This is a genomic window from Pseudomonas sichuanensis, assembly GCF_003231305.1.
GTDB lineage: Bacteria > Pseudomonadota > Gammaproteobacteria > Pseudomonadales > Pseudomonadaceae > Aquipseudomonas > Aquipseudomonas sichuanensis.
In genome coordinates, this window is record NZ_QKVM01000060.1 from 1 (window position 1) to 18,946 (window position 18,946).

General features: G+C 64.5%; 22 protein-coding genes. 14 read left to right on the forward strand and 8 right to left on the reverse strand.

Features of this window, described 5'->3' with window-relative positions; genetic code table 11:
- Positions 1-71: 71 nt before the first annotated feature.
- Entirely contained in the window at positions 72-287 is a 216-nt protein-coding gene (gene rpmE / locus DM373_RS24355) for a 50S ribosomal protein L31 (RefSeq protein ID WP_031315083.1), read from the reverse strand.
- 169 nt (positions 288-456) lie between these two features.
- On the opposite strand from rpmE, the gene DM373_RS24360 reads away from it, so the two are divergent.
- From DM373_RS24360 to DM373_RS24370, 3 genes are all read left to right on the forward strand, one after another.
- Positions 457-2,676, forward strand: coding sequence for a primosomal protein N' (locus DM373_RS24360; protein WP_110995999.1), 2,220 nt, complete (start codon positions 457-459; stop codon positions 2,674-2,676).
- Positions 2,677-2,865: 189 nt separating this feature from the next.
- Positions 2,866-4,602 carry an arginine--tRNA ligase gene (gene argS, locus DM373_RS24365; protein WP_110996000.1) on the forward strand — a complete coding sequence of 579 codons (1,737 nt, stop codon included), beginning with the start codon at positions 2,866-2,868 and terminating at the stop codon, positions 4,600-4,602.
- Between the two features lies 1 nt (position 4,603).
- On the forward strand, positions 4,604-5,299 hold the full coding sequence (locus tag DM373_RS24370) for an SPOR domain-containing protein (protein WP_110996001.1): 696 nt from the start codon (positions 4,604-4,606) through the stop codon (positions 5,297-5,299).
- Positions 5,300-5,338: 39 nt separating this feature from the next.
- Here DM373_RS24370 and DM373_RS24375 read toward each other — a convergent pair whose 3' ends face one another.
- Positions 5,339-5,764: an NINE protein gene (locus DM373_RS24375; RefSeq protein WP_110996002.1), complete on the reverse strand. Its 426-nt coding sequence runs from the start codon at positions 5,762-5,764 to the stop codon at positions 5,339-5,341.
- 158 nt (positions 5,765-5,922) lie between these two features.
- Here DM373_RS24375 and DM373_RS24380 point away from each other — a divergent pair, with 158 nt between their 5' ends.
- The gene (locus DM373_RS24380; protein ID WP_110996003.1) at positions 5,923-6,561 is read left to right on the forward strand and encodes a C40 family peptidase; all 639 of its coding nucleotides are present in this window, start codon (positions 5,923-5,925) and stop codon (positions 6,559-6,561) included.
- 99 nt (positions 6,562-6,660) lie between these two features.
- On the opposite strand, the gene DM373_RS24385 is transcribed toward DM373_RS24380, so the two are convergent.
- On the reverse strand, positions 6,661-7,653 hold the full coding sequence (locus DM373_RS24385) for a type IV pilus twitching motility protein PilT (protein WP_110996004.1): 993 nt from the start codon (positions 7,651-7,653) through the stop codon (positions 6,661-6,663).
- Between the two features lie 65 nt (positions 7,654-7,718).
- Between DM373_RS24385 and DM373_RS24390 the strand changes: the two genes are divergently transcribed.
- From DM373_RS24390 to DM373_RS24430, 9 genes are all read left to right on the forward strand, one after another.
- A complete protein-coding gene (locus tag DM373_RS24390) occupies positions 7,719-8,405 on the forward strand; it encodes a YggS family pyridoxal phosphate-dependent enzyme (RefSeq protein WP_110996005.1) in 687 nt (228 codons plus the stop codon).
- Positions 8,406-8,444: 39 nt separating this feature from the next.
- Positions 8,445-9,263, forward strand: a complete 819-nt coding sequence (gene proC, locus DM373_RS24395) for a pyrroline-5-carboxylate reductase (protein WP_110996006.1) — start codon at positions 8,445-8,447, stop codon at positions 9,261-9,263.
- A gap of 13 nt (positions 9,264-9,276) precedes the next feature.
- Positions 9,277-9,867 carry a YggT family protein gene (locus tag DM373_RS24400; RefSeq protein ID WP_110996007.1) on the forward strand — a complete coding sequence of 197 codons (591 nt, stop codon included), beginning with the start codon at positions 9,277-9,279 and terminating at the stop codon, positions 9,865-9,867.
- 88 nt (positions 9,868-9,955) lie between these two features.
- A complete protein-coding gene (gene metX, locus DM373_RS24405; protein WP_110996008.1) occupies positions 9,956-11,095 on the forward strand; it encodes a homoserine O-succinyltransferase MetX in 1,140 nt (379 codons plus the stop codon).
- 7 nt (positions 11,096-11,102) lie between these two features.
- Complete coding sequence (gene metW / locus DM373_RS24410) at positions 11,103-11,723, forward strand: methionine biosynthesis protein MetW (RefSeq protein ID WP_110996009.1); 621 nt, start codon at positions 11,103-11,105, stop codon at positions 11,721-11,723.
- A 25-nt stretch (positions 11,724-11,748) separates the two neighbouring features.
- Positions 11,749-12,183 carry a DUF4426 domain-containing protein gene (locus DM373_RS24415; RefSeq protein ID WP_110996010.1) on the forward strand — a complete coding sequence of 145 codons (435 nt, stop codon included), beginning with the start codon at positions 11,749-11,751 and terminating at the stop codon, positions 12,181-12,183.
- Positions 12,180-12,776, forward strand: coding sequence for an RdgB/HAM1 family non-canonical purine NTP pyrophosphatase (rdgB, locus tag DM373_RS24420; protein ID WP_110996011.1), 597 nt, complete (start codon positions 12,180-12,182; stop codon positions 12,774-12,776). The genes DM373_RS24415 and rdgB overlap by 4 nt, the downstream gene beginning before the upstream one ends.
- A complete protein-coding gene (gene hemW / locus DM373_RS24425; protein WP_110996012.1) occupies positions 12,773-13,951 on the forward strand; it encodes a radical SAM family heme chaperone HemW in 1,179 nt (392 codons plus the stop codon). Before rdgB ends, hemW begins: the two co-directional genes overlap by 4 nt.
- Before the next feature lie 9 nt (positions 13,952-13,960).
- Entirely contained in the window at positions 13,961-14,287 is a 327-nt protein-coding gene (locus DM373_RS24430) for a DUF3392 family protein (RefSeq protein WP_011531731.1), read from the forward strand.
- A 640-nt stretch (positions 14,288-14,927) separates the two neighbouring features.
- Here DM373_RS24430 and DM373_RS24435 read toward each other — a convergent pair.
- The 5 genes from DM373_RS24435 to DM373_RS24455 all read right to left on the reverse strand — a co-directional run bounded on the left by DM373_RS24435 (position 14,928) and on the right by DM373_RS24455 (position 18,081).
- Complete coding sequence (locus DM373_RS24435; protein WP_110996013.1) at positions 14,928-15,743, reverse strand: hypothetical protein; 816 nt, start codon at positions 15,741-15,743, stop codon at positions 14,928-14,930.
- A 66-nt stretch (positions 15,744-15,809) separates the two neighbouring features.
- Positions 15,810-16,532 carry a tRNA (guanosine(46)-N7)-methyltransferase TrmB gene (trmB, locus tag DM373_RS24440; protein WP_110996014.1) on the reverse strand — a complete coding sequence of 241 codons (723 nt, stop codon included), beginning with the start codon at positions 16,530-16,532 and terminating at the stop codon, positions 15,810-15,812.
- A gap of 9 nt (positions 16,533-16,541) precedes the next feature.
- Positions 16,542-17,354, reverse strand: a complete 813-nt coding sequence (locus DM373_RS24445) for a thiazole synthase (protein ID WP_110996015.1) — start codon at positions 17,352-17,354, stop codon at positions 16,542-16,544.
- A gap of 52 nt (positions 17,355-17,406) precedes the next feature.
- Positions 17,407-17,607, reverse strand: a complete 201-nt coding sequence (gene thiS / locus DM373_RS24450; protein WP_110996034.1) for a sulfur carrier protein ThiS — start codon at positions 17,605-17,607, stop codon at positions 17,407-17,409.
- A 102-nt stretch (positions 17,608-17,709) separates the two neighbouring features.
- The gene (locus DM373_RS24455; RefSeq protein ID WP_110996016.1) at positions 17,710-18,081 is read right to left on the reverse strand and encodes a DUF423 domain-containing protein; all 372 of its coding nucleotides are present in this window, start codon (positions 18,079-18,081) and stop codon (positions 17,710-17,712) included.
- A 64-nt stretch (positions 18,082-18,145) separates the two neighbouring features.
- Between DM373_RS24455 and mtgA the strand changes: the two genes are divergently transcribed.
- Positions 18,146-18,856 carry a monofunctional biosynthetic peptidoglycan transglycosylase gene (gene mtgA, locus DM373_RS24460; RefSeq protein WP_110996017.1) on the forward strand — a complete coding sequence of 237 codons (711 nt, stop codon included), beginning with the start codon at positions 18,146-18,148 and terminating at the stop codon, positions 18,854-18,856.
- The last annotated feature ends 90 nt before the right edge of the window (positions 18,857-18,946 follow it).

Below are 18,946 nucleotides of genomic sequence, written 5' to 3' on the forward strand. Positions count from 1 at the left end.
CAAAAAAGGCGCCCACAAGGGACGCCTTCTTCTGCAACAGTGCGAACCCCGAAGGCTTCGCCATGCGCATCTTACTTCTTGGCACCGAACATGCCGAAGCGGTCGGCGAACTTCTGTACGCGACCACCGGTGTCCAGGACTTTCTGCTTACCGGTGTAGAACGGGTGGCACAGGTTGCAAACGTCGATCGCCAGGACGCTGCCCATGGTCGAACGGGTTTCAAACTTGTTGCCGCAGCTGCAGGTGACTGCAACTACTTCGTAGTTCGGATGAATATCTGCTTTCATGGTCACTTCCTCGAGCTGCGTGCCGCCACCCAACACCTATTGTTGAATACCGCACGTAATTAGGCGGCGAATAATACCAGAGCACGGGGCCAGCGCAAGTTGTCGCTTGCACCGACCGTCGTCTGCTAGGCTCGCCTGATTTGTGAAACGCCCTCCAGAGACCTTCCGCGTGTCCGACGTCATCCTGCGCCTTGCCCTGCCCTCGCCCCTGCGTCGCCTGTTCGACTACCGGGCCACCGCAAGCATGGCGCGCCAGGCCCTGACCCCCGGCATGCGCTTTCGCGTGCCGTTCGGCCGCCGGGAAATGATCGGCGTGCTGGTGGAGGTGGCCGACAAAAGTGAAGTGCCGGCGGACAAGCTCAAGCCCGCCAGCGCCTTGCTCGACCCGGTCTCGCCACTGCCACCGGCGCTGTTCAAGCTGTGCCTGTGGACGGCGCAGTACTACCAGCACAGCCTGGGCGACACCCTGAACTGGGCGCTGCCCACCCTGTTGCGCCAGGGCGAGCCGGCCGAAGTGCGGCAGGAGCGCTTCTGGCATGTCGCCGCCGGGGCGCGCCTGGAAGACCCGCGCATTGCCCGCGCGCCGCGCCAGCGCGAGGCCCTGAAGACGCTTTCGCAGCACCCGCACGGCGTGGCCCACAGCCTGCTGAGCAAGCTCGGCCTGAACAAGGACAGCCTCGACCTGCTGCTGGCCAAGGAGCTGGTCGAGGTCGAAACCCGCCGCCACCTGCCAGCCGCCCGTCACGAGCACTGGCTGGCCCAGCCGGAGCTGCCGCTCAACGAAGAACAGCGCGCCGCCTTCGAGGCCGTGCGCTCGGGCTTCGGCGCCTTCCACGCGTTCCTGCTGGCCGGCGTCACCGGCAGCGGCAAGACCGAGGTCTACCTGCAACTGATCCGCGAAACCCTGGAGGCCGGCAAACAGGCGCTGATCCTGATTCCCGAGATCAACCTCGGCCCGCAGACCTTGCAGCGCTTCGAGCAACGCTTCAACGCACGTATCGCCCTGCTGCACTCGGCAGTAGGCGACCGCGAGCGCCTGGACGCCTGGCTGGCGGCTCGCGATGGCGAAGCGGACATCATCATCGGCACCCGTTCGGCACTGTTCACGCCAATGAAGAACCCAGGGCTGATCATCATCGACGAGGAGCACGACGGCTCCTATAAACAGCAGGAAGGCCTGCGCTACCACGCCCGCGACCTGGCGGTGGTGCGCGCGCACCAGGAGAACATCCCGATCCTGCTGGGCTCGGCCACCCCGTCGCTGGAGAGCCTGCACAACGCCCACAGCGGCCGCTACGGCCTGCTGCGCATGAACCAGCGTGCCGGCGGTGCGCGCGCACCGCGCTTCCTGCGCCTGGACGTGCGCAGCCTGCCACTGGACAGCGGCATCAGCGGCCCACTGCAGCAAGCGATCCGCCAGACCCTGGAAGCCGGCCAACAGGTGCTGGTGTTCCTCAACCGTCGCGGCTTCGCCCCAACCCTGCTGTGCCACGACTGCGGCTGGCTTTCGGAATGCCCGCGCTGCGACGCGCGCATGACCGTGCACCAGCGCTCCGCCGTGCTGCGCTGCCACCACTGCGGTTACGACGAGCGCCTGCCGCTGCAGTGCCCGCAATGCGCCCACGTCGACCTGCGCCCGGTAGGTGCCGGCACCGAACGTGCCGAAGAACGCCTGAAGGTGCTGTTCCCCGACTACCCGATCCTGCGCGTGGACCGCGACAGCACCTCGCGCAAGGACGCCATGCACAACCTGTTCACCACCATCCAGCGCGGCCAGCCGAGCATCCTGGTCGGCACCCAGATGCTGGCCAAGGGGCACCACTTCCCACGGGTGACCCTGGTGGCGATCCTCGATGCCGACGGCGGGCTGTTCTCCGGCGACTTCCGCGCCAGCGAGCGCATGGCCCAGCTGATCGTGCAGGTGGCGGGCCGCGCCGGGCGCGCCGAAGAGCCGGGCAAGGTCATCGTGCAGACCCACCTGGCCGACCATCCGTTGCTGGTGCAACTGACCGAACAGGGCTACTTCGCCTTTGCCGAACAGGCCCTGAGCGAGCGCCGCGCCGCCGGCCTGCCGCCGTTCGCCCACCTGGCCCTGCTGCGCGCCGATGCGCACAAGCCCGGCCAGGCCGAAGGCTTCCTCGACGAAGCCTGCGCCGCCGCCGAGCGCGTGCTGGCCGAACAGGGCCTGCATGGCATCGAGCTGCTGGGCCCGGTGCCCGCGCCCATGGAGCGACGAGCGGGGCGATTCCGCGCGCAACTGTTGCTCCAGGCCAATGCCCGGGCTCAGTTGCATCGACTGATCAGCGCCTGGTTGCTAGTGTTGGAGCAGATGCCGTCCGGGCGGCAAGTGCGCTGGTCGCTGGATGTCGACCCGGTGGACCTGTATTGAGAGATCGAGCGGTCCGTGGGAGCGGGCTTGCCCCGCGATTGAGCCCATCGCGGGGCAAGCCCGCTCCCACGCCTGACCAGCGATACCGGCCAAAAGGTTGGCAACCCGCCCCCGGCAACGGATAATGCCCAGTTTTTCCACCTGCGCATCGAAGCGCCCCACCGCGCTTGCGGTCGAAAAGAGATCCCCATGAAAGACACCATTCGCCAGCTGATCCAGCAAGCCCTCACCCAACTCGTCGCCGACGGTGTGCTGCCTGAAGGGCTGACGCCGGCGATCCAGGTGGAAAACGCCCGGGACAAGACCCACGGCGACTTCGCCAGCAACATCGCCATGATGCTGGCCAAGCCGGCCGGCATGAAGCCGCGCGATTTGGCTGAAAAGATCATTGCAGCCCTGCCGGCCAGCGCCGACATCAGCAAGGCCGAGATCGCCGGCCCCGGCTTCCTGAACTTCTTCCAGAACACCGACGCCCTGGCCAACCGCCTCGACGCCGCCCTGGCCGACGACCACCTGGGCGTACGCAAGGCCGGCCCGCTCGAGAAAGTCGTGATCGACATGTCGGCGCCGAACCTGGCCAAGGAGATGCACGTCGGCCATCTGCGTTCGACCATCATCGGCGACAGCGTCGCCCGCGTGCTGGAGTTCCTCGGCGACAACGTCATCCGCCAGAACCACGTCGGCGACTGGGGCACCCAGTTCGGCATGCTGATGGCCTACCTGCAGGAAAACCCGATCACCAGCGACGAGCTGTCGGACCTGGAGAACTTCTACCGCGCGGCGAAGAAGCGCTTCGACGAGTCCGAGGAGTTCGCCACCCGCGCCCGCGGCCTGGTGGTCAAGCTGCAGGCCGGCGACCCCGAGTGCCTGGCGCTGTGGACGCGCTTCAAGGACATCTCGCTGTCCCACTGCCAGAAGACCTACGAACTGCTCAACGTCAAGCTGACCATGGCTGACGTGATGGGCGAGAGCGCCTACAACGATGACCTGGCGAATGTGGTCGCCGACCTCAAGGCCAAGGGCCTGCTGGTGGAGAACCAGGGCGCCCAGTGCGTGTTCCTCGACGAATTCAAGAACGCCGAGGGCGACCCGCTGCCAGTGATCGTGCAGAAGGCCGACGGCGGCTACCTGTACGCCACCACCGACCTGGCCGCCGTGCGCTACCGCAGCAACAAGCTGCAGGCTGATCGCGCCCTGTACTTCGTCGACCAGCGCCAGGCCCTGCACTTCAACCAGGTGTTCGAAGTGGCCCGCCGCGCCGGCTTCGTCGGCCACCCGATGCAGATGGAGCACATGGGCTTCGGCACCATGAACGGCGCCGACGGCCGCCCGTTCAAGACCCGCGATGGCGGCACCGTCAAGCTGATCGACCTGCTCACCGAGGCCAAGGAGCGCGCCTATGCGCTGGTCAAGGAGAAGAACCCGAGCCTGGCCGAGGACGAGCTGCGCAAGATCGGTGAAGTGGTGGGCATCGGTGCAGTGAAATACGCCGACCTGTCCAAGCACCGCACCAGCGACTACAGCTTCAACTTCGAGCTGATGCTCAACTTCGAAGGCAACACCGCGCCCTACCTGCTGTACGCCTACACCCGTGTGGCCGGCGTGTTCCGCAAGCTCGGCAAGGGCTTCGACGAGGTGGACGGCAAGATCGTGCTGCAGGCTGCCCACGAGCAGGACCTGGCCGCGCGCCTGGCGCAGTTCGGCGAAATTCTCAACAATGTCGCCGACAAAGGCACCCCGCACGTACTGTGCAGCTACCTGTACGACCTCGCTGGCCTGTTCTCCAGCTTCTACGAGAACTGCCCGATCCTCACCGCCGAGACCCCGGAGCAGCAACAGAGCCGTCTGCGCCTGGCAGCCCTGACCGGCCGCACCCTCAAGCAGGGCCTGGAACTGCTCGGCCTGGAAACCCTGGAGCGTATGTAACTTGGCTGCTGCAAAGAAAAAGCCCGCGCCCAAGCGCGGCGCCAGCCGTCACCAGCCCGCCGCCAAGCAGCCGATCCCGGGCTGGGTGTGGCTGGCGGTCGGCCTGACCGTCGGCGCCTTCATCGTGTTCCTGATGAAACTCGAACCGGGTGGCGGCGACATCAAGCGCACCAAGCCCGAACAGCAGAAGCCGGAGAAGGTCGCCGAGGCGAGCAAGACCACCGCACCCACGCCGCAGCAACCGGTGAAGCCGAAGTACGACTTCTACACCCTGCTGCCGGAGTCGGAAGTGATCGTGCCGCCGGAAGCGGTGCCCGAGAAGACGCCGCCAGTGCCGGCCGTACCAACCACGCCGGTCACTCCGGCGGAAGCGGCCAAGATCGACACCGCCCGTGCCCAGGCCGCACTGCTGGGGCAAACGCCACCGCCGGCACCACCGGTGATCAAGCCGGCACCGACCACCCAGTTCTTCCTGCAGGCCGGCTCGTTCCGCAAGCAGGCGGATGCCGACAAGGTCCGCGCGCAGATCATCCTGCTGGGCCAGGCGGTCAAGGTGGAATCGGGGACGGTAAAAGAAGAAACCTGGTACCGCGTGATGGTCGGGCCGTTCAGCAACCGCGAACAGCTCACCGTGGCGCAGAAACAACTGGCCGGGGCAGGCTTCAGCAACCTGCTGTTGCAACAACGGCGCCAGTAACGAAAAAGGCCTTGCCGCGCTGCGCGACAAGGCCTTTTTTCATACCCGGCGACGCTCGGCGTTGACCTGGGAAACCTGGCTGTTGAGTGTCCAGAAGTCGTACAGCACACCCAGCAGGAACAGGCCGCCGGTAAACAGGTAGATCAGTGCACTGATCCACTTGCCCTGATACAGACGGTGCACACCGAACACCCCCAGGAAGGTCAGGAAGATCCACGCCAGGTTGTAATCCACGCCGCCGGACTCGAAGCGCAGATCCGCCTCGCGGTCCATCGACGGGATCAGGAACAGGTCGATCAGCCAGCCAATCCCCAGCAGCCCCAGGGTGAAGAACCAGATCGTCCCGGTAATCGGCTTGCCGTAGTAGAAACGGTGCGCGCCGGTGAAGCCGAAAATCCACAACAGGTAGCCGAGGACCTTGCTGTGGGTGTCGTGCGCAGGCGCACCCTGTTGATAACCATTCATTCGAAGCCCTCGTGGGTTAGCCGAAAATTTTCTAACGGAAAATGTGACTTTTCCGTGTTGACCCGACATATGGTACGTGGCCAATCGACCAACGGATCAGAATTTGATCAAAAAGCTGTTATAAAGTTGCGCGCCAACACCTTATAAGAGCATCAACTATGCCGCCTTTCATCAAGACATGGCTGACCCTCTGCCTTTTATTACCCCTGGCCGCCCACGCCACCAATCGTGAGCAACGTCTTCCAAGCGGTTTCACCGGTTACACGAGCAATGCCGACAGCTCGGTGAAACGCGCACCCGTGCAGTACCGCAAGGCCACCCTCAGTGCCCGCCCGAGCAACGCCACCCAGCGCCAGGCGCTGCAGGCCGTGGCCATGTCGCCCAAGCAGAGCAGCGAAGTGCTCAGCCGCGCCGTGAACGTGCTCGGCACGCCGTACCGCTGGGGCGGCAGCAGCCCGAAGAAGGGGTTCGACTGCAGTGGCCTGGTCAAGTACGCCTTCAACGACGTGGCTGACGTCGACCTGCCGCGCACCTCCAACGCCATGGCCCAGGGCCAGGGTGTGAAGGTGGCCAAGAGTGACCTCAAGCCGGGCGACCTGATTTTCTTCAACATCAAGAGCCGCCGGGTCAATCACGTGGCCATCTACCTGGGTAACGACCGCTTCATCCACGCGCCGCGCACCGGCAAACGGGTGAGCATCGACAGCCTGGAGAAACCTTACTGGCAGAAGCATTACGTCGTGGCCAAGCGCGTTTTGCCCAAGGACCAGCAGGCGCTGGCCCTGGCCAAGCGCTAACCCGTCGATCGCGGGGCAAGCCCGCTCCCACAGAGGACGTGCAAGTTCATTGAGTGGGAGCGGGCTTGCCCCGCGATTTCGCTCGAGCAGGCAACAACGCTAGTCAGTCAGCCCTCTCTGCTTGAGCGCCTGCAACGCCCCCTCCATCGTGCGCATCCCCAACGCCGCCCCCGCCTGCATCAGCGACTGCACCTGCGCCATGCGCCCCTCGCGAATCAAGTTGCGCACCGCGGGCGTCGCCACCAGCACCTCCCTTGCCGCCACCCTGCCGCCCCCCATCCGCCTGACCAGCACCTGAGCCACCACCAGGCGCAGCGACTCGGCCAGCATCATGCGCACCAGCGGCTTCTCCTCGGCCGCGAACACCTCCACCAGCCGGTCGATGCTGTTCACCGCCGAGCGGGTGTGTACCGTTGCCAGCACCAGATGCCCGGTTTCCGCTGCGCGCAACGCCAGGCGAATACTCTCCAGATCACGCAGTTCGCCGACCATGATCACATCCGGGTCCTGACGCAAGGCACTGCGCAGCCCCTGGGCGAAGTCGCGGCTGTGCGCACCGATCTCCCGCTGATTGACCAGGCAACCCTGGCCGCTGTGGATAAATTCGATGGGGTCTTCAAGGGTGATGACCTGCAGCGCCCGTTCGCGATTGAGCTGATCGAGCAGCGCCGCCAAGGTGCTGGACTTGCCGCTGCCCGTTGGCCCACCCACCAGCACCAGGCCATCCCGGCATTGCGCAACGGTTTGATACACATCGTTCAGGTCAAGTTCGTCGAGGCTGGGGACCTGCGCCGGGATCAGCCGTACACTTGCGCCCAAGCCATTGCGCTGGCGGAACAAGTTCAGGCGCAGGCGCCCCACGCCGGGCAGGCTCAGCGCCAGGTCCAGTTCATCACCGCTCAGCCATTGTCGCCGCTGCCCGCCATCGAGCAAGCCGGCCATTCCCTCTTCCAGCGCCGCGCACGTCAGCACCGGCAACGCCATGCGCTGCAACGCGCCATCCAGGCGCAACAGCGGTGGCTCGCCCGCGGCCAGGTGCAGGTCACTGGCGCCCGCAGCCACAGCCCGGGCCAGCAGGTCGGTCACATCCATGAGACTCCCCAACGGCCATCAAGCAGGTAGAATGCCGCAGACCTCACAGCCGCCGGCGACGATCCATGTCCACCCTAGCAGACAACATTTCCGCCATTGCCAGCCGTATCGACAGCGCGGCCAGGGCCGCCGGGCGCGACCCGGCCAGCGTCCAGTTGCTGGCGGTCAGCAAGACCAAGCCCGCCAGCGCCGTTCGCGAGGCCTTCGCGGCCGGGCTGCGCGATGTGGGCGAAAACTACCTTCAGGAAGCCCTGACAAAACAACAGGCGCTTTCTGACCTGCCCTTGATCTGGCACTTCATCGGCCCCATTCAGTCGAACAAGACCAAAGCCATCGCCGAGCACTTCGACTGGGTACATTCCGTGGACCGCCTGAAGATCGCCCAACGCCTGTCCGAGCAACGCCCGGGCCATCTGCCGCCGCTGAACATCTGCCTGCAGGTGAACGTCAGCGGTGAAGACAGCAAGTCCGGCTGCGCTCCCGCCGACCTGCCGGCACTGGCCCAGGCCGTCAGCGCCCTCCCCGGCCTGCGCCTGCGCGGGCTGATGGCGATCCCAGAACCGACCGATGACCGTGCCGAACAAGAGGCTGCCTTCGCCACCCTGCGCCAGTTGCAAGCGCAACTCGGCCTGGGCCTGGACACCCTGTCGATGGGCATGAGCCATGACCTTGAAGCCGCGATCGCCCAAGGTGCGACCTGGGTCCGTATCGGCACCGCCCTGTTCGGTGCACGCGACTACGGCCAGCCCTGAATCCATGCTTAAACTCACTCTTTCCCTCAAGGACCTGACATGAGCAAGACTCGTATTGCCTTTATCGGCGCCGGCAACATGGCCGCCAGCCTGATCGGCGGCCTGCGCGCCCAGGGCCTGGACGCCTCGCAGATCCGCGCCAGCGACCCGGGTGCCGACACCCGCGCGCGCATCCAGGCCGAACACGGCATCGAAGCATTCGCCGACAACGCCCAGGCCATCGACGGTGTGGATGTGATCGTGCTGGCGGTCAAGCCGCAGGTGATGAAAGCCGTCTGCGAAACCCTGAAGCCACACCTCAAGCCTGGCCAGTTGATCGTCTCCATCGCCGCCGGCATCACCTGTGCCAGCCTGCAGGCCTGGCTGGGCGCGATCCCGGTGGTGCGCTGCATGCCCAACACCCCGGCCCTGCTGCGCCAGGGCGTCAGTGGCCTGTACGCCACCGAGCAAGTGTCGGCCGCGCAGCGCGAGCAGGCCGAACAGTTGCTGTCCGCCGTCGGCACCGCCCTGTGGCTGGACCAGGAACAGCAACTGGATGCCGTCACCGCTGTTTCCGGCAGCGGCCCGGCGTACTTCTTCCTGCTGATCGAAGCCATGACCGCCGCTGGCGAAAAGCTCGGCCTGCCGCGTGAAACCGCCTCGCAACTGACCCTGCAAACCGCCCTGGGCGCCGCCCGCATGGCCGTGGCCAGCGACGTCGATGCCGCCGAGCTTCGCCGCCGGGTCACCTCGCCCGCCGGCACCACGGAAGCGGCGATCAAGTCGTTCCAGGCCAATGGCTTCGAGGCCATCGTCGAGCAGGCACTGGAAGCCGCGGCCAAGCGCTCTGCGGAGCTGGCCGAACAACTGGGTAAATAAGGAGCCTTTTTCAATGAATGCACTGTCCGGCGCCGCGATCTTCGTGGTGCAAACCCTGGTCAGCCTGTACCTGGCAATCGTCCTGCTGCGCTTCGTGCTGCAACTGGTCAAGGCCGACTTCTACAACCCGCTCAGTCAGTTCGCCGTGCGCGCCACCCAGCCGCTGCTCAAGCCGCTGCGCCGGGTAATCCCGAGCATTGCCGGCCTGGATACCTCGTCGCTGCTGCTGTCGGTCCTGATCCAGGCGCTGCTGATGGCCTTCGTGCTGATGGTCACCTACGGCACCTTCGGCGACGTCCTGCACCTGCTGATGTGGGCGATCATCGGCATCACCTCGCTGTTCCTGAAGATTTTCTGGGTGGCGATGATCGTCATGGTGATCGTCTCGTGGGTCGCGCCCAACAGCCACAACCCTGCTGCCGAGCTGGCCTACCAGATCAGCGAGCCGGTGCTGGCGCCGTTCCGTCGCCTGGTGCCGAACCTGGGCGGCATGGACATCTCGCCGATCTTCGCCTTCATCGCCATCCAGGTGATCCAGTCGTTCCTCATGCCCCAACTGGCGGCCTACGCCGGCATGCCACAAGAGCTGTGGCGGATGATCTGACCCTCGATATCTCCAGCGGCAAGCCATTGCTTGCCGCTGGGGGTAGCGCTCTTTAGACTTACGCCTCCGTCAAGCGTGAGCAGGGTCGATGTCCACTGTCTTTCCCGAAGATTCCGTCGGTCTGGTAACACCGCAGATCGCCCGGTTCGATGAACCGTTGGCCCTGGCCTGTGGCCGCGCCCTGGCCTCGTACGAACTCATCTACGAAACCTATGGCGAGCTCAACAGCAACGCCAGCAACGCCGTGCTCATCTGCCACGCGTTGTCCGGCCACCACCATGCCGCCGGCTACCACGCCGCCACCGACCGCAAGCCGGGCTGGTGGGACAGCTGCATCGGCCCCGGCAAGCCGATCGACACCAACCGCTTCTTCGTGGTCAGCCTGAACAACCTCGGCGGCTGCAACGGCAGCACCGGCCCCAGCAGCCTCAACCCGGCCACCGGCAAGCCCTACGGCGCCGATTTCCCGGTACTGACGGTGGAAGACTGGGTGCACAGCCAGGCGCGCCTGGCCGATCGCCTCGGCATCCACACCTGGGCCGCCATCGTCGGCGGCAGCCTCGGCGGCATGCAGGCGCTGCAGTGGACCATCACCTACCCGGACCGGGTACGTCACTGCGTGGACATCGCCTCGGCACCCAAGCTGTCGGCGCAGAACATCGCCTTCAACGAAGTGGCGCGCCAGGCCATTCTCACCGACCCGGAATTCCACGGCGGTTCGTTCCAGGACCAGGGCGTGATCCCCAAGCGCGGCCTGATGCTGGCGCGGATGGTCGGCCATATCACCTACCTGTCCGACGACTCGATGGGCGAAAAATTCGGCCGCGAGCTCAAGAGCGACAAGCTCAACTACGACTTCCACAGCGTCGAATTCCAGGTCGAGAGCTACCTGCGCTATCAGGGCGAGGAGTTCTCCGGGCGTTTCGACGCCAACACCTACCTGCTGATGACCAAGGCGCTGGACTACTACGACCCGGCGGCGGCCCACGACGGCGACCTGGCGGCGACCCTGGCGCATGTCACGGCAGACTTCTGCATCATGTCGTTCACCACCGACTGGCGCTTCTCGCCGGCCCGTTCGCGGGAGATCGTCGATGCCCTCATGGCCGCACGCAAGAACGTCTGCTACCTGGATATCGACTCGCCCTACGGCCACGATGCCTTCCTGATCCCCACGCCTCGCTACATGCAGGGTTTCGCCAACTACATGAACCGCATCGCCCTGTGAGGACCCCATGAGAGCCGACCTGGAAATCATCCAAGACTGGATCCCCGCCGGCAGCCGGGTACTCGACCTGGGCTGCGGCAACGGCGAACTGCTGGCCTCGCTGCGCGAGCGCAAGAACGTCACCGGCTACGGCCTGGAGATCGACGCCGACAACATCGCCGAATGCGTGGCCAAGGGCGTCAACGTGATCGAGCAGGACCTGGACAGGGGCCTGGGCAACTTCGCCAGCAACAGCTTCGACGTGGTGGTCATGACCCAGGCCCTGCAGGCCGTGGAGTACCCCGACCGGATTCTCGACGAAATGCTGCGGGTGGGCCGCCAGTGCATCATCACCTTCCCCAACTTCGGCCACTGGCGCTGCCGCTGGTACCTGGCGACCAAAGGCCGCATGCCGGTGTCGGACTTCATGCCATACACCTGGTACAACACGCCGAACATTCACTTCTGCACCTTCGAAGACTTCGAGAACCTGTGCCGCGAACGCCACGCCAAGGTGCTCGACCGCCTGGCCGTCGACCACTTGCACCGTAATGGGTTGGGCGGCCGGCTTTGGCCTAATCTTCTAGGTGAAATCGGTATTTATCGCGTCAGCAGCCCGGGCCTGCAGGAGCACCAACTCGCAGTCTGACGCTCGCGAACGGAGGAATGGGATCATGCGTCGACTAGTAGTGTTTCTGATCAGCCTGTGCCTGGCCTTGCCGGTGCTGGCTGCCGATGCCGCCAAGCCCGATCGCAAGGAAGTGTTCGGCGACGTGACGGTCCACTACAGCGCCTTCACCTCGAGCATGCTGCAGCCGGACATCGCCGCCGCCACCGGCCTTACCCGCAGCAAGAACCAGGGCGTGCTCAATATCACCGTGCTCAAGAGAGGCAAGCCGGCCACCTCGGTGGTCAGCGGCACGGTCAAGGACCTGACCGGGCGCAGCAGCCCGCTGTCGTTCAAACAAATCACTGATCAGGGTGCGATGTACTACATCGCCCAGTTCAAGATCGAACAGGCTGAGACCCTGACCTTCGACCTGAATGTCGAAACCGGTGGCATCAGCCATACACTCAGCTTCAATCAGGAAGTGTTCCCAGGCGAATGATGAATTTCCAGCAACTCGTATTGGCCAGCCATAACGCCGGCAAGCTCAAGGAACTGCAGGCCATGCTCGGCGACTCCGTGCATCTGCGCTCGATCGGTGAATTCAGCCAGGTAGAGCCGGAAGAAACCGGCCTGTCGTTCGTCGAGAACGCCATCCTCAAGGCGCGCAACGCCGCACGCATTTCCGGCCTGCCGGCCCTGGCCGACGACTCGGGCCTGGCGGTGGACTTCCTCGGCGGCGCGCCGGGCATCTATTCGGCACGCTACGCCGACGGCAAGGGCGACGCAGCCAACAACGCCAAGCTGCTCGAAGCGCTGAAGGATGTACCCAAGGAACAGCGTGGCGCGCAGTTTGTCTGCGTACTGGCGCTGGTGCGCCATGCCGACGACCCGCTGCCGATCCTCTGCGAAGGTCTGTGGCATGGCAGCATCCTGTTCGAGGCCAGCGGTGAGCATGGTTTCGGCTACGACCCGCTGTTCTGGGTGCCGGAGCGCAAGTGCTCCAGCGCCGACCTGGCGCCCGTCGACAAGAACCAGCTCAGCCACCGCGCCCGCGCCATGGCCTTGCTGCGTCAGCGTCTGGGCCTGGCATGAGCGAAAAGCTGTTGATACAGCCGGCGGGCCTGCTCCTCCCAGAACTCCCGCCGCTGTCGCTGTACATCCATATCCCCTGGTGCGTGCGCAAATGCCCTTATTGCGACTTCAACTCGCACCAGGCCGGGCCCACATTGCCCGAAAACGAGTACATCGATGCCCTGCTGGCCGACCTCGACCAGGAAATGCATGCCGTTGCGGGCAGACCGATCAGCACGATCTTCTTCGGCGGCGGCACCCCCAGCCTGTTCAGCGCGGCTGCACTTGGCCGCCTGCTGCGGGGTGTCGAGCAGCGCATCCCGTTTGCCGCGGACATCGAGATCACCCTCGAAGCCAACCCGGGCACGTTCGAGCAGGAAAAGTTCAAGGCCTATCGGCAGACCGGCATCAACCGGCTGTCCATCGGCGTGCAGAGCTTCCAGCCAGCCAAGCTTGAGAAACTCGGGCGCATCCACAACGGCGATGAAGCGGTGCGCGCCGCCGACATGGCCCGCGCGGCTGGCTTCGACAACTTCAACATGGACCTGATGCACGGCCTGCCGGACCAGTCGCTGGACGATGCGCTGGGCGACCTGCGCCAGGCCATCGAACTGGCGCCGACGCACCTGTCCTGGTATCAGCTGACGGTCGAGCCCAACACCGTGTTCTGGAACCAGCCGCCCGAGCTGCCCGAGGACGACATCCTCTGGGATATCCAGGAAGCCGGCCAGGCGCTGATGGCCGAGCACGGCTACCAGCAATACGAAGTGTCGGCCTACGCCCAGGCAGGGCGCGCCGCACGGCACAACCTCAATTACTGGCGCTTCGGCGACTTCATCGGTATCGGTGCCGGTGCCCACGGCAAGCTGTCGTTCCCCGACGGACGCATCCTGCGCACCTGGAAGACCCGCCTGCCCAAGGACTACCTGAACCCGGCCAAACCCTTCAAGGCAGGTGAGAAGGTGCTGCCGGCCGATGAACTGCCCTTCGAGTTCCTGATGAATGCGCTGCGCCTGACCCAGGGCGTGGAAGCCGAGCTGTTCACGCAACGCACGGGGCTGCCCCTGGCGCAACTCGCGCAAGCCCGCCGCGCCGCCGAACAAAAGGGCCTTTTGCAGGTCGAAGCGGATCGACTGGCGGCTACGCCACGCGGCCAGCTGTTCCTCAATGACCTGCTGCAGTACTTCTTGAATTAAGGATGACCCATGGACCTGGTACTTGACCTGCTCTCGACCGTCTCCCGCTGGAGCCGCAGCAACCTGTCGGAGATCTCGCTGGCCCTGGTGGGCTGCCTGCTGGTGCTGTTCGGCACCGATATCAAGGGCTGGGTCGAGGGGCGACTGGGCGGCCTGGCCGGCGCCCTGCGCGTGCCGTTCATGGCGCTGCTGGTGATGATCGGCAGCGGCGCGGCGCTGATCTATGCCACACCGTGGATCGTCAAGGGGCTGGGGCAGTTCAACAACTATGCACTGGCACCGGTGTTGCTGGTGGTGCTGGTGTTGATCGGGGTGGTGGCTGACCGGCGAGGGTGAGCGGCGGCCAAAAGCCACCCTGGCGAACCAGGGCGGCTCCTCACTCCACTAGCCCTCAGCGGGCATCATCGAAGTGATCACGCAGGAAGTCCCTCGCGGTCTTGAACAGGATCAAGAGCCGGACGAACTTCCAGGCGCGGCTCAGCATTTTCAGCAGGTGCTTCATATGCCTTGGCCTCCGTACTGGCCAGGCCAATCTTCCAGTATCTAGCCGGCACTTCGACACCTTCAGAGATCATGTGAGCTATCTCCAGTGAAGTGGCCAGGTGGATGGCCCTTCGAAAAAAACACCGGCACGGTTCGCAGGCCGCGTCGAAGGGGCCGAGACAACAAAAAATCCGTTTCCCGGCCCGCCACTGGGAAAACTCACATCAGAGCGGGGTGATCTTACGTCAGCTGAGACTTGAACGCTGTTAACCATTCAGACACACATACTGCTGGATATTTCTGCGATTGACGCCATTTTCAGGCAGCCCTAGTATTTCGTTTGTGAGCTATCTCCAGTGAAACCGAAGTACGCAGGCCAAGGATTCGTAACCCGAAGCCCGCATAAAAAAACCGCCCTTCGCAAGGCGGTTTTTTCGTCTTTCGCTTGCCCCCAACCCTTGGCAACGCCAGCACTGCGCGGCCCCCATCATGCTCAGCGCCCTTTTGGCGTCTGCGCCGCATTCGCTTCCAGCCTTTGCCTCCAGCCGGATGCACGCCCGCACCCCAAAGACTCGGCCTCGCGCAACATCGCCAGCCGCTCGGTCATTGGTGTCTGCTGCCAGATGGCGGGATGAGTGGCCAACAAATAAAGCGCCTCGGCTTTGAACTGGTCGTATGAAAACACTTGTCTGGACTTCTCCAGCATCTCGCCCACTGTGAGTGACACCGAGGGCAGGGCCGAAGCAATGTCGGTAGCCGGCCTGAAACAATGCACCTCACGCAAAAGCTGCGGATAGAGCGACTGGTGCGGATCATCCCGATGCAAAGCCGCTTTCAACACCTCAAGCAAGGCGACTTGCTCTGCGCCCATGAAGTCGAAGCTGTCGGAGGCTGGCGCGCAACGGTAGTAATAGGCGACCGCTGCCGCCAGAAACCCTTGCTCTACAGCCTGATGCAAACGCGCACAGGAGGCCTGCCTGCGTGCCATGTCGCGCCGGTCCGCAGAGGTTTGCATATTGGACTGCCAGAACAGCGCCAAGGTGTTGCCCGCCTGCGCTGCCAGCTCGATGTGTGCGCGCGCTTCATCCATCAATTCGCTCATCGGCATCAACTGTTCAGTACTGATGGCTTCGCCGCCGGCCTCGATTTCGGCAAGCGCCTGCAAATTCACGTTGGCCTGTTGTACCAAGGCCACGGCACGCTCGAGGTGTTGCTCAGAGGGTGAAAGAGGTTCACGCAGTAACGCGGCGAGCACAAGGCAGACCGCAACGACCAGGCCTATCAGCGGCAACAGAACCCGAGGCTTCAAGGCGCAATCCTTTACGCAATGTAATGAGGGGCCAGAGGCGCACCGGCGCCTCTGGCAGGGGGAGGGTCAAGCCAGTTTTTCGAACTTCAGGTCCCACACGCCGTGCCCAAGGCGCTCACCACGACGCTCGAACTTGGTGATTGGGCGCTCTTCGGGGCGTGGCACGTAGGCGCCATCAGCCGCCTGGTTGCGATAGCCCGGTGCTGCGCTCATCACTTCCAGCATGTATTCGGCATAGGGCTCCCAGTCGGTCGCCATGTGGAACACGCCACCGGGCTTCAACTTGCGGCGCACCAGCTCGGCGAACTCCAGCTGGACGATCCGGCGCTTGTGGTGGCGCGCCTTGTGCCAGGGGTCGGGGAAGAACAGCATCAAGCGGTCGAGGCTGTTATCGGCCACGCAACGGTTGAGCACTTCGATGGCGTCGCAGTCATACACCCGCAGGTTCTTCAGGCCTTGAGTGAGCACGCCATTGAGCAAAGCGCCGACACCCGGGCGGTGCACTTCGACGCCGATGAAGTCCAGCTCGGGCGAGGCGGCAGCCATCTCCAGCAGCGAATGGCCCATGCCAAAGCCGATCTCCAGGGTGCGCGGCGCCGAACGGCCGAACACCTGGTCGTAGTCCACCGGGCTGTCAGCCAGCGGCAGGACGAACAGCGGGCCGCCCTGCTCCAGGCCACGTTGCTGGCCTTCGGTCATGCGCCCGGCGCGCATCACGAAACTCTTGATGCGACGGTGCGGGCGATCTTCGCCGTCGGCGGTGATCGGCGTTTCTTGCGATTCAGTCATCTGGGGCTCTTACTTGATCAGACCATCCAGCGGCGAAGAGGCGCTGGCGTAGAGTTTCTTGGGCATGCGGCCGGCCAGGTAGGCCATGCGCCCGGCCAGGATGCCGTGCTTCATGGCTTCGGCCATCAACACCGGCTGTTGGGCGTGGGCGATGGCCGAGTTCATCAGTACCGCTTCGCAACCCATCTCCATGGCGATGGTGGCATCGGAGGCGGTACCCACGCCGGCATCGACCAGCACCGGCACCTTGGATTCCTCGAGGATGATCTGCAGGTTGTACGGGTTGCAGATGCCAAGGCCCGTACCGATCAGGCCGGCCAGGGGCATCACCGCGATGCAGCCGGCTTCGGCCAGCTGACGGGCGATGATCGGGTCGTCGCTGGTGTAGACCATCACGTCGAAATCTTCCTTGACCAGCACTTCGGCGGCCTTGAGGGTTTCGATGACGTTGGGGAACAGGGTTTTCTGGTCAGCCAGCACTTCCAGCTTGACCAGCGTGCGGGACTCATGGCCTTTGCGACCATCGAGCAGCTCACGGGCCAGGCGGCAGGTGCGCACGGCTTCCACTGCATCGAAGCAGCCTGCGGTGTTCGGCAGGATGGTGTACTTGTCCGGCGACAGCACGTCGAGCAGGTTCGGCTCGCCTGCATTCTGACCCAGGTTGGTGCGGCGCACGGCGACGGTGACGATTTCGGCACCCGAGGCCTCGGTGGCCAAACGGGTTTCTTCCATGTCACGGTACTTGCCGGTGCCGACCAGCAGGCGCGACTGGAAGGTGCGCCCGGCCAGAATGAAGGGCTTGTCGCTGCGAACGTTGCTCATCGATGTTCCTCAGGAAAGGTTACGGGGCTTACGGGTGAATCGCCGGGCTTGCTCAACCACCGCCGATGGCATGGACCACTTCAACCTGGTCGCCCTCGCTCAGCAGCGTGCTCTCGTGCTGACTGCGCGGCACGATGTCCAGGTTCAGTTCCACCGCCACCCGGCGGCCGGCCAGCTCGAGCCGGCCGAGCAAGGCCGCGACGCTCTCGCTCGCGGGCAGTTCGTAAGGTTCACCGTTCAGTTGAATGCGCATGCGCACGGCCACCATTGTTCGTTGGGGCAGGCATTCTAGCCCCGATCAGCCTTGCAACCCAAGGGTGGCGCGCGCCATTAGTCGCGATTGTGGACCACTCGGTCAGCCCAGGCGCCAGGCGGCCAGGCCCAGGCACAACCAGCCGGCGAGGAAGCACAGGCCACCCAGAGGGGTGATCATGCCGAGCTTGCCCAGCCCCGTCAGCGTGAGCACGTAGAGGCTGCCGGAAAACAGCACGATACCCAGCGCGAACAATCCGCCGGCCCAACCTACCAAGCGCCCGGGCAGGTGCACCGAGAGCACGGCCACGGCGAGGATCGCCAGGGCATGCACCAACTGGTAGGTAACACCGGTGTGAAAGATTGCCAGGTAATCGGCACTGAGGCGGCTCTTCAGGCCATGGGCGGCAAAGGCGCCGAGCGCGACACCGGTGAACCCGAAGAAGGCGGCGAGCATCAGGAAGCTGCGAAGCATGGGACGACTCCTCGAAAGGGGTCTGTATAATGGCCCGTTCCAACGGTCCGGCCAAGCCATCACCATGCTGTCATCCTTCCTGCGCCACTTCACCCGCGGCCTGCTCTGGTTCGCTGCCGCAAGCATTGCCGTGGTGCTGGTACTGCGCTGGGTACCGCCGCCCGGCACGGCGCTGATGGTCGAGCGCAAGGTGGAGTCATGGTTCAGTGGCGAGCCGATCGACCTGCAGCGCGACTGGACACCCTGGGAAGAGATCTCGGACGAGCTCAAGGTGGCGGTCATCGCCGGTGAAGACCAGAAGTTCGCCAACCACTGGGGCTTCGACATCCCGGCCATCCAGGCAGCACTGGCCTACAACGAACGGGGCGGCAAGGTCCGTGGCGCCAGCACCCTGACCCAGCAGGTGGCCAAGAACATGTTCCTGTGGTCCGGCCGCAGCTGGCTGCGCAAGGGCCTGGAGGCCTGGTTCACGGCACTGATCGAGCTGTTCTGGTCGAAAGAGCGGATTCTCGAGGTGTATCTGAACAGCGCCGAGTGGGGCAAGGGCGTGTTCGGCGCCCAGGCGGCGGCGCGTTATCACTTTGGCGTGGATGCCAGCCGCCTGACGCGACAACAGGCCGCACTGCTCGCTGCCGTGCTGCCGAGCCCGATCAAATGGAGCGCCAGCCGGCCGAGTACCTATGTGGCCAGCCGCGCGGGGTGGATTCGCCGGCAGATGAGCCAGTTGGGTGGGCCGAGCTACCTGATGCAGCTGGATCCTGCACGCAGGCTGTAAGCTGCGCTCGCAAGGGCATCAAGTAACCTGTGGGAGCGGCTTCAGCCGCGAAGAAGCCAACGCGGTGGACGGCACCAGCTTCGCTGGTGT

What these genes read in the sequence shown, in the direction of transcription:
- rpmE (WP_031315083.1), bottom strand. Translation starts at nt 287, where the DNA reads ATGAAAGCAGATATTCATCCGAACTACGAAGTAGTTGCAGTCACCTGC.
- argS (WP_110996000.1), top strand. Translation starts at nt 2,866, where the DNA reads ATGAAAGACACCATTCGCCAGCTGATCCAGCAAGCCCTCACCCAACTC.
- DM373_RS24375 (WP_110996002.1), bottom strand. Translation starts at nt 5,764, where the DNA reads ATGAATGGTTATCAACAGGGTGCGCCTGCGCACGACACCCACAGCAAG.
- DM373_RS24380 (WP_110996003.1), top strand. Translation starts at nt 5,923, where the DNA reads ATGCCGCCTTTCATCAAGACATGGCTGACCCTCTGCCTTTTATTACCC.
- DM373_RS24385 (WP_110996004.1), bottom strand. Translation starts at nt 7,653, where the DNA reads ATGGATGTGACCGACCTGCTGGCCCGGGCTGTGGCTGCGGGCGCCAGT.
- DM373_RS24390 (WP_110996005.1), top strand. Translation starts at nt 7,719, where the DNA reads ATGTCCACCCTAGCAGACAACATTTCCGCCATTGCCAGCCGTATCGAC.
- proC (WP_110996006.1), top strand. Translation starts at nt 8,445, where the DNA reads ATGAGCAAGACTCGTATTGCCTTTATCGGCGCCGGCAACATGGCCGCC.
- DM373_RS24400 (WP_110996007.1), top strand. Translation starts at nt 9,277, where the DNA reads ATGAATGCACTGTCCGGCGCCGCGATCTTCGTGGTGCAAACCCTGGTC.
- metX (WP_110996008.1), top strand. Translation starts at nt 9,956, where the DNA reads ATGTCCACTGTCTTTCCCGAAGATTCCGTCGGTCTGGTAACACCGCAG.
- metW (WP_110996009.1), top strand. Translation starts at nt 11,103, where the DNA reads ATGAGAGCCGACCTGGAAATCATCCAAGACTGGATCCCCGCCGGCAGC.
- DM373_RS24415 (WP_110996010.1), top strand. Translation starts at nt 11,749, where the DNA reads ATGCGTCGACTAGTAGTGTTTCTGATCAGCCTGTGCCTGGCCTTGCCG.
- rdgB (WP_110996011.1), top strand. Translation starts at nt 12,180, where the DNA reads ATGATGAATTTCCAGCAACTCGTATTGGCCAGCCATAACGCCGGCAAG.
- hemW (WP_110996012.1), top strand. Translation starts at nt 12,773, where the DNA reads ATGAGCGAAAAGCTGTTGATACAGCCGGCGGGCCTGCTCCTCCCAGAA.
- DM373_RS24430 (WP_011531731.1), top strand. Translation starts at nt 13,961, where the DNA reads ATGGACCTGGTACTTGACCTGCTCTCGACCGTCTCCCGCTGGAGCCGC.
- trmB (WP_110996014.1), bottom strand. Translation starts at nt 16,532, where the DNA reads ATGACTGAATCGCAAGAAACGCCGATCACCGCCGACGGCGAAGATCGC.
- DM373_RS24445 (WP_110996015.1), bottom strand. Translation starts at nt 17,354, where the DNA reads ATGAGCAACGTTCGCAGCGACAAGCCCTTCATTCTGGCCGGGCGCACC.
- thiS (WP_110996034.1), bottom strand. Translation starts at nt 17,607, where the DNA reads ATGCGCATTCAACTGAACGGTGAACCTTACGAACTGCCCGCGAGCGAG.
- DM373_RS24455 (WP_110996016.1), bottom strand. Translation starts at nt 18,081, where the DNA reads ATGCTTCGCAGCTTCCTGATGCTCGCCGCCTTCTTCGGGTTCACCGGT.
- mtgA (WP_110996017.1), top strand. Translation starts at nt 18,146, where the DNA reads ATGCTGTCATCCTTCCTGCGCCACTTCACCCGCGGCCTGCTCTGGTTC.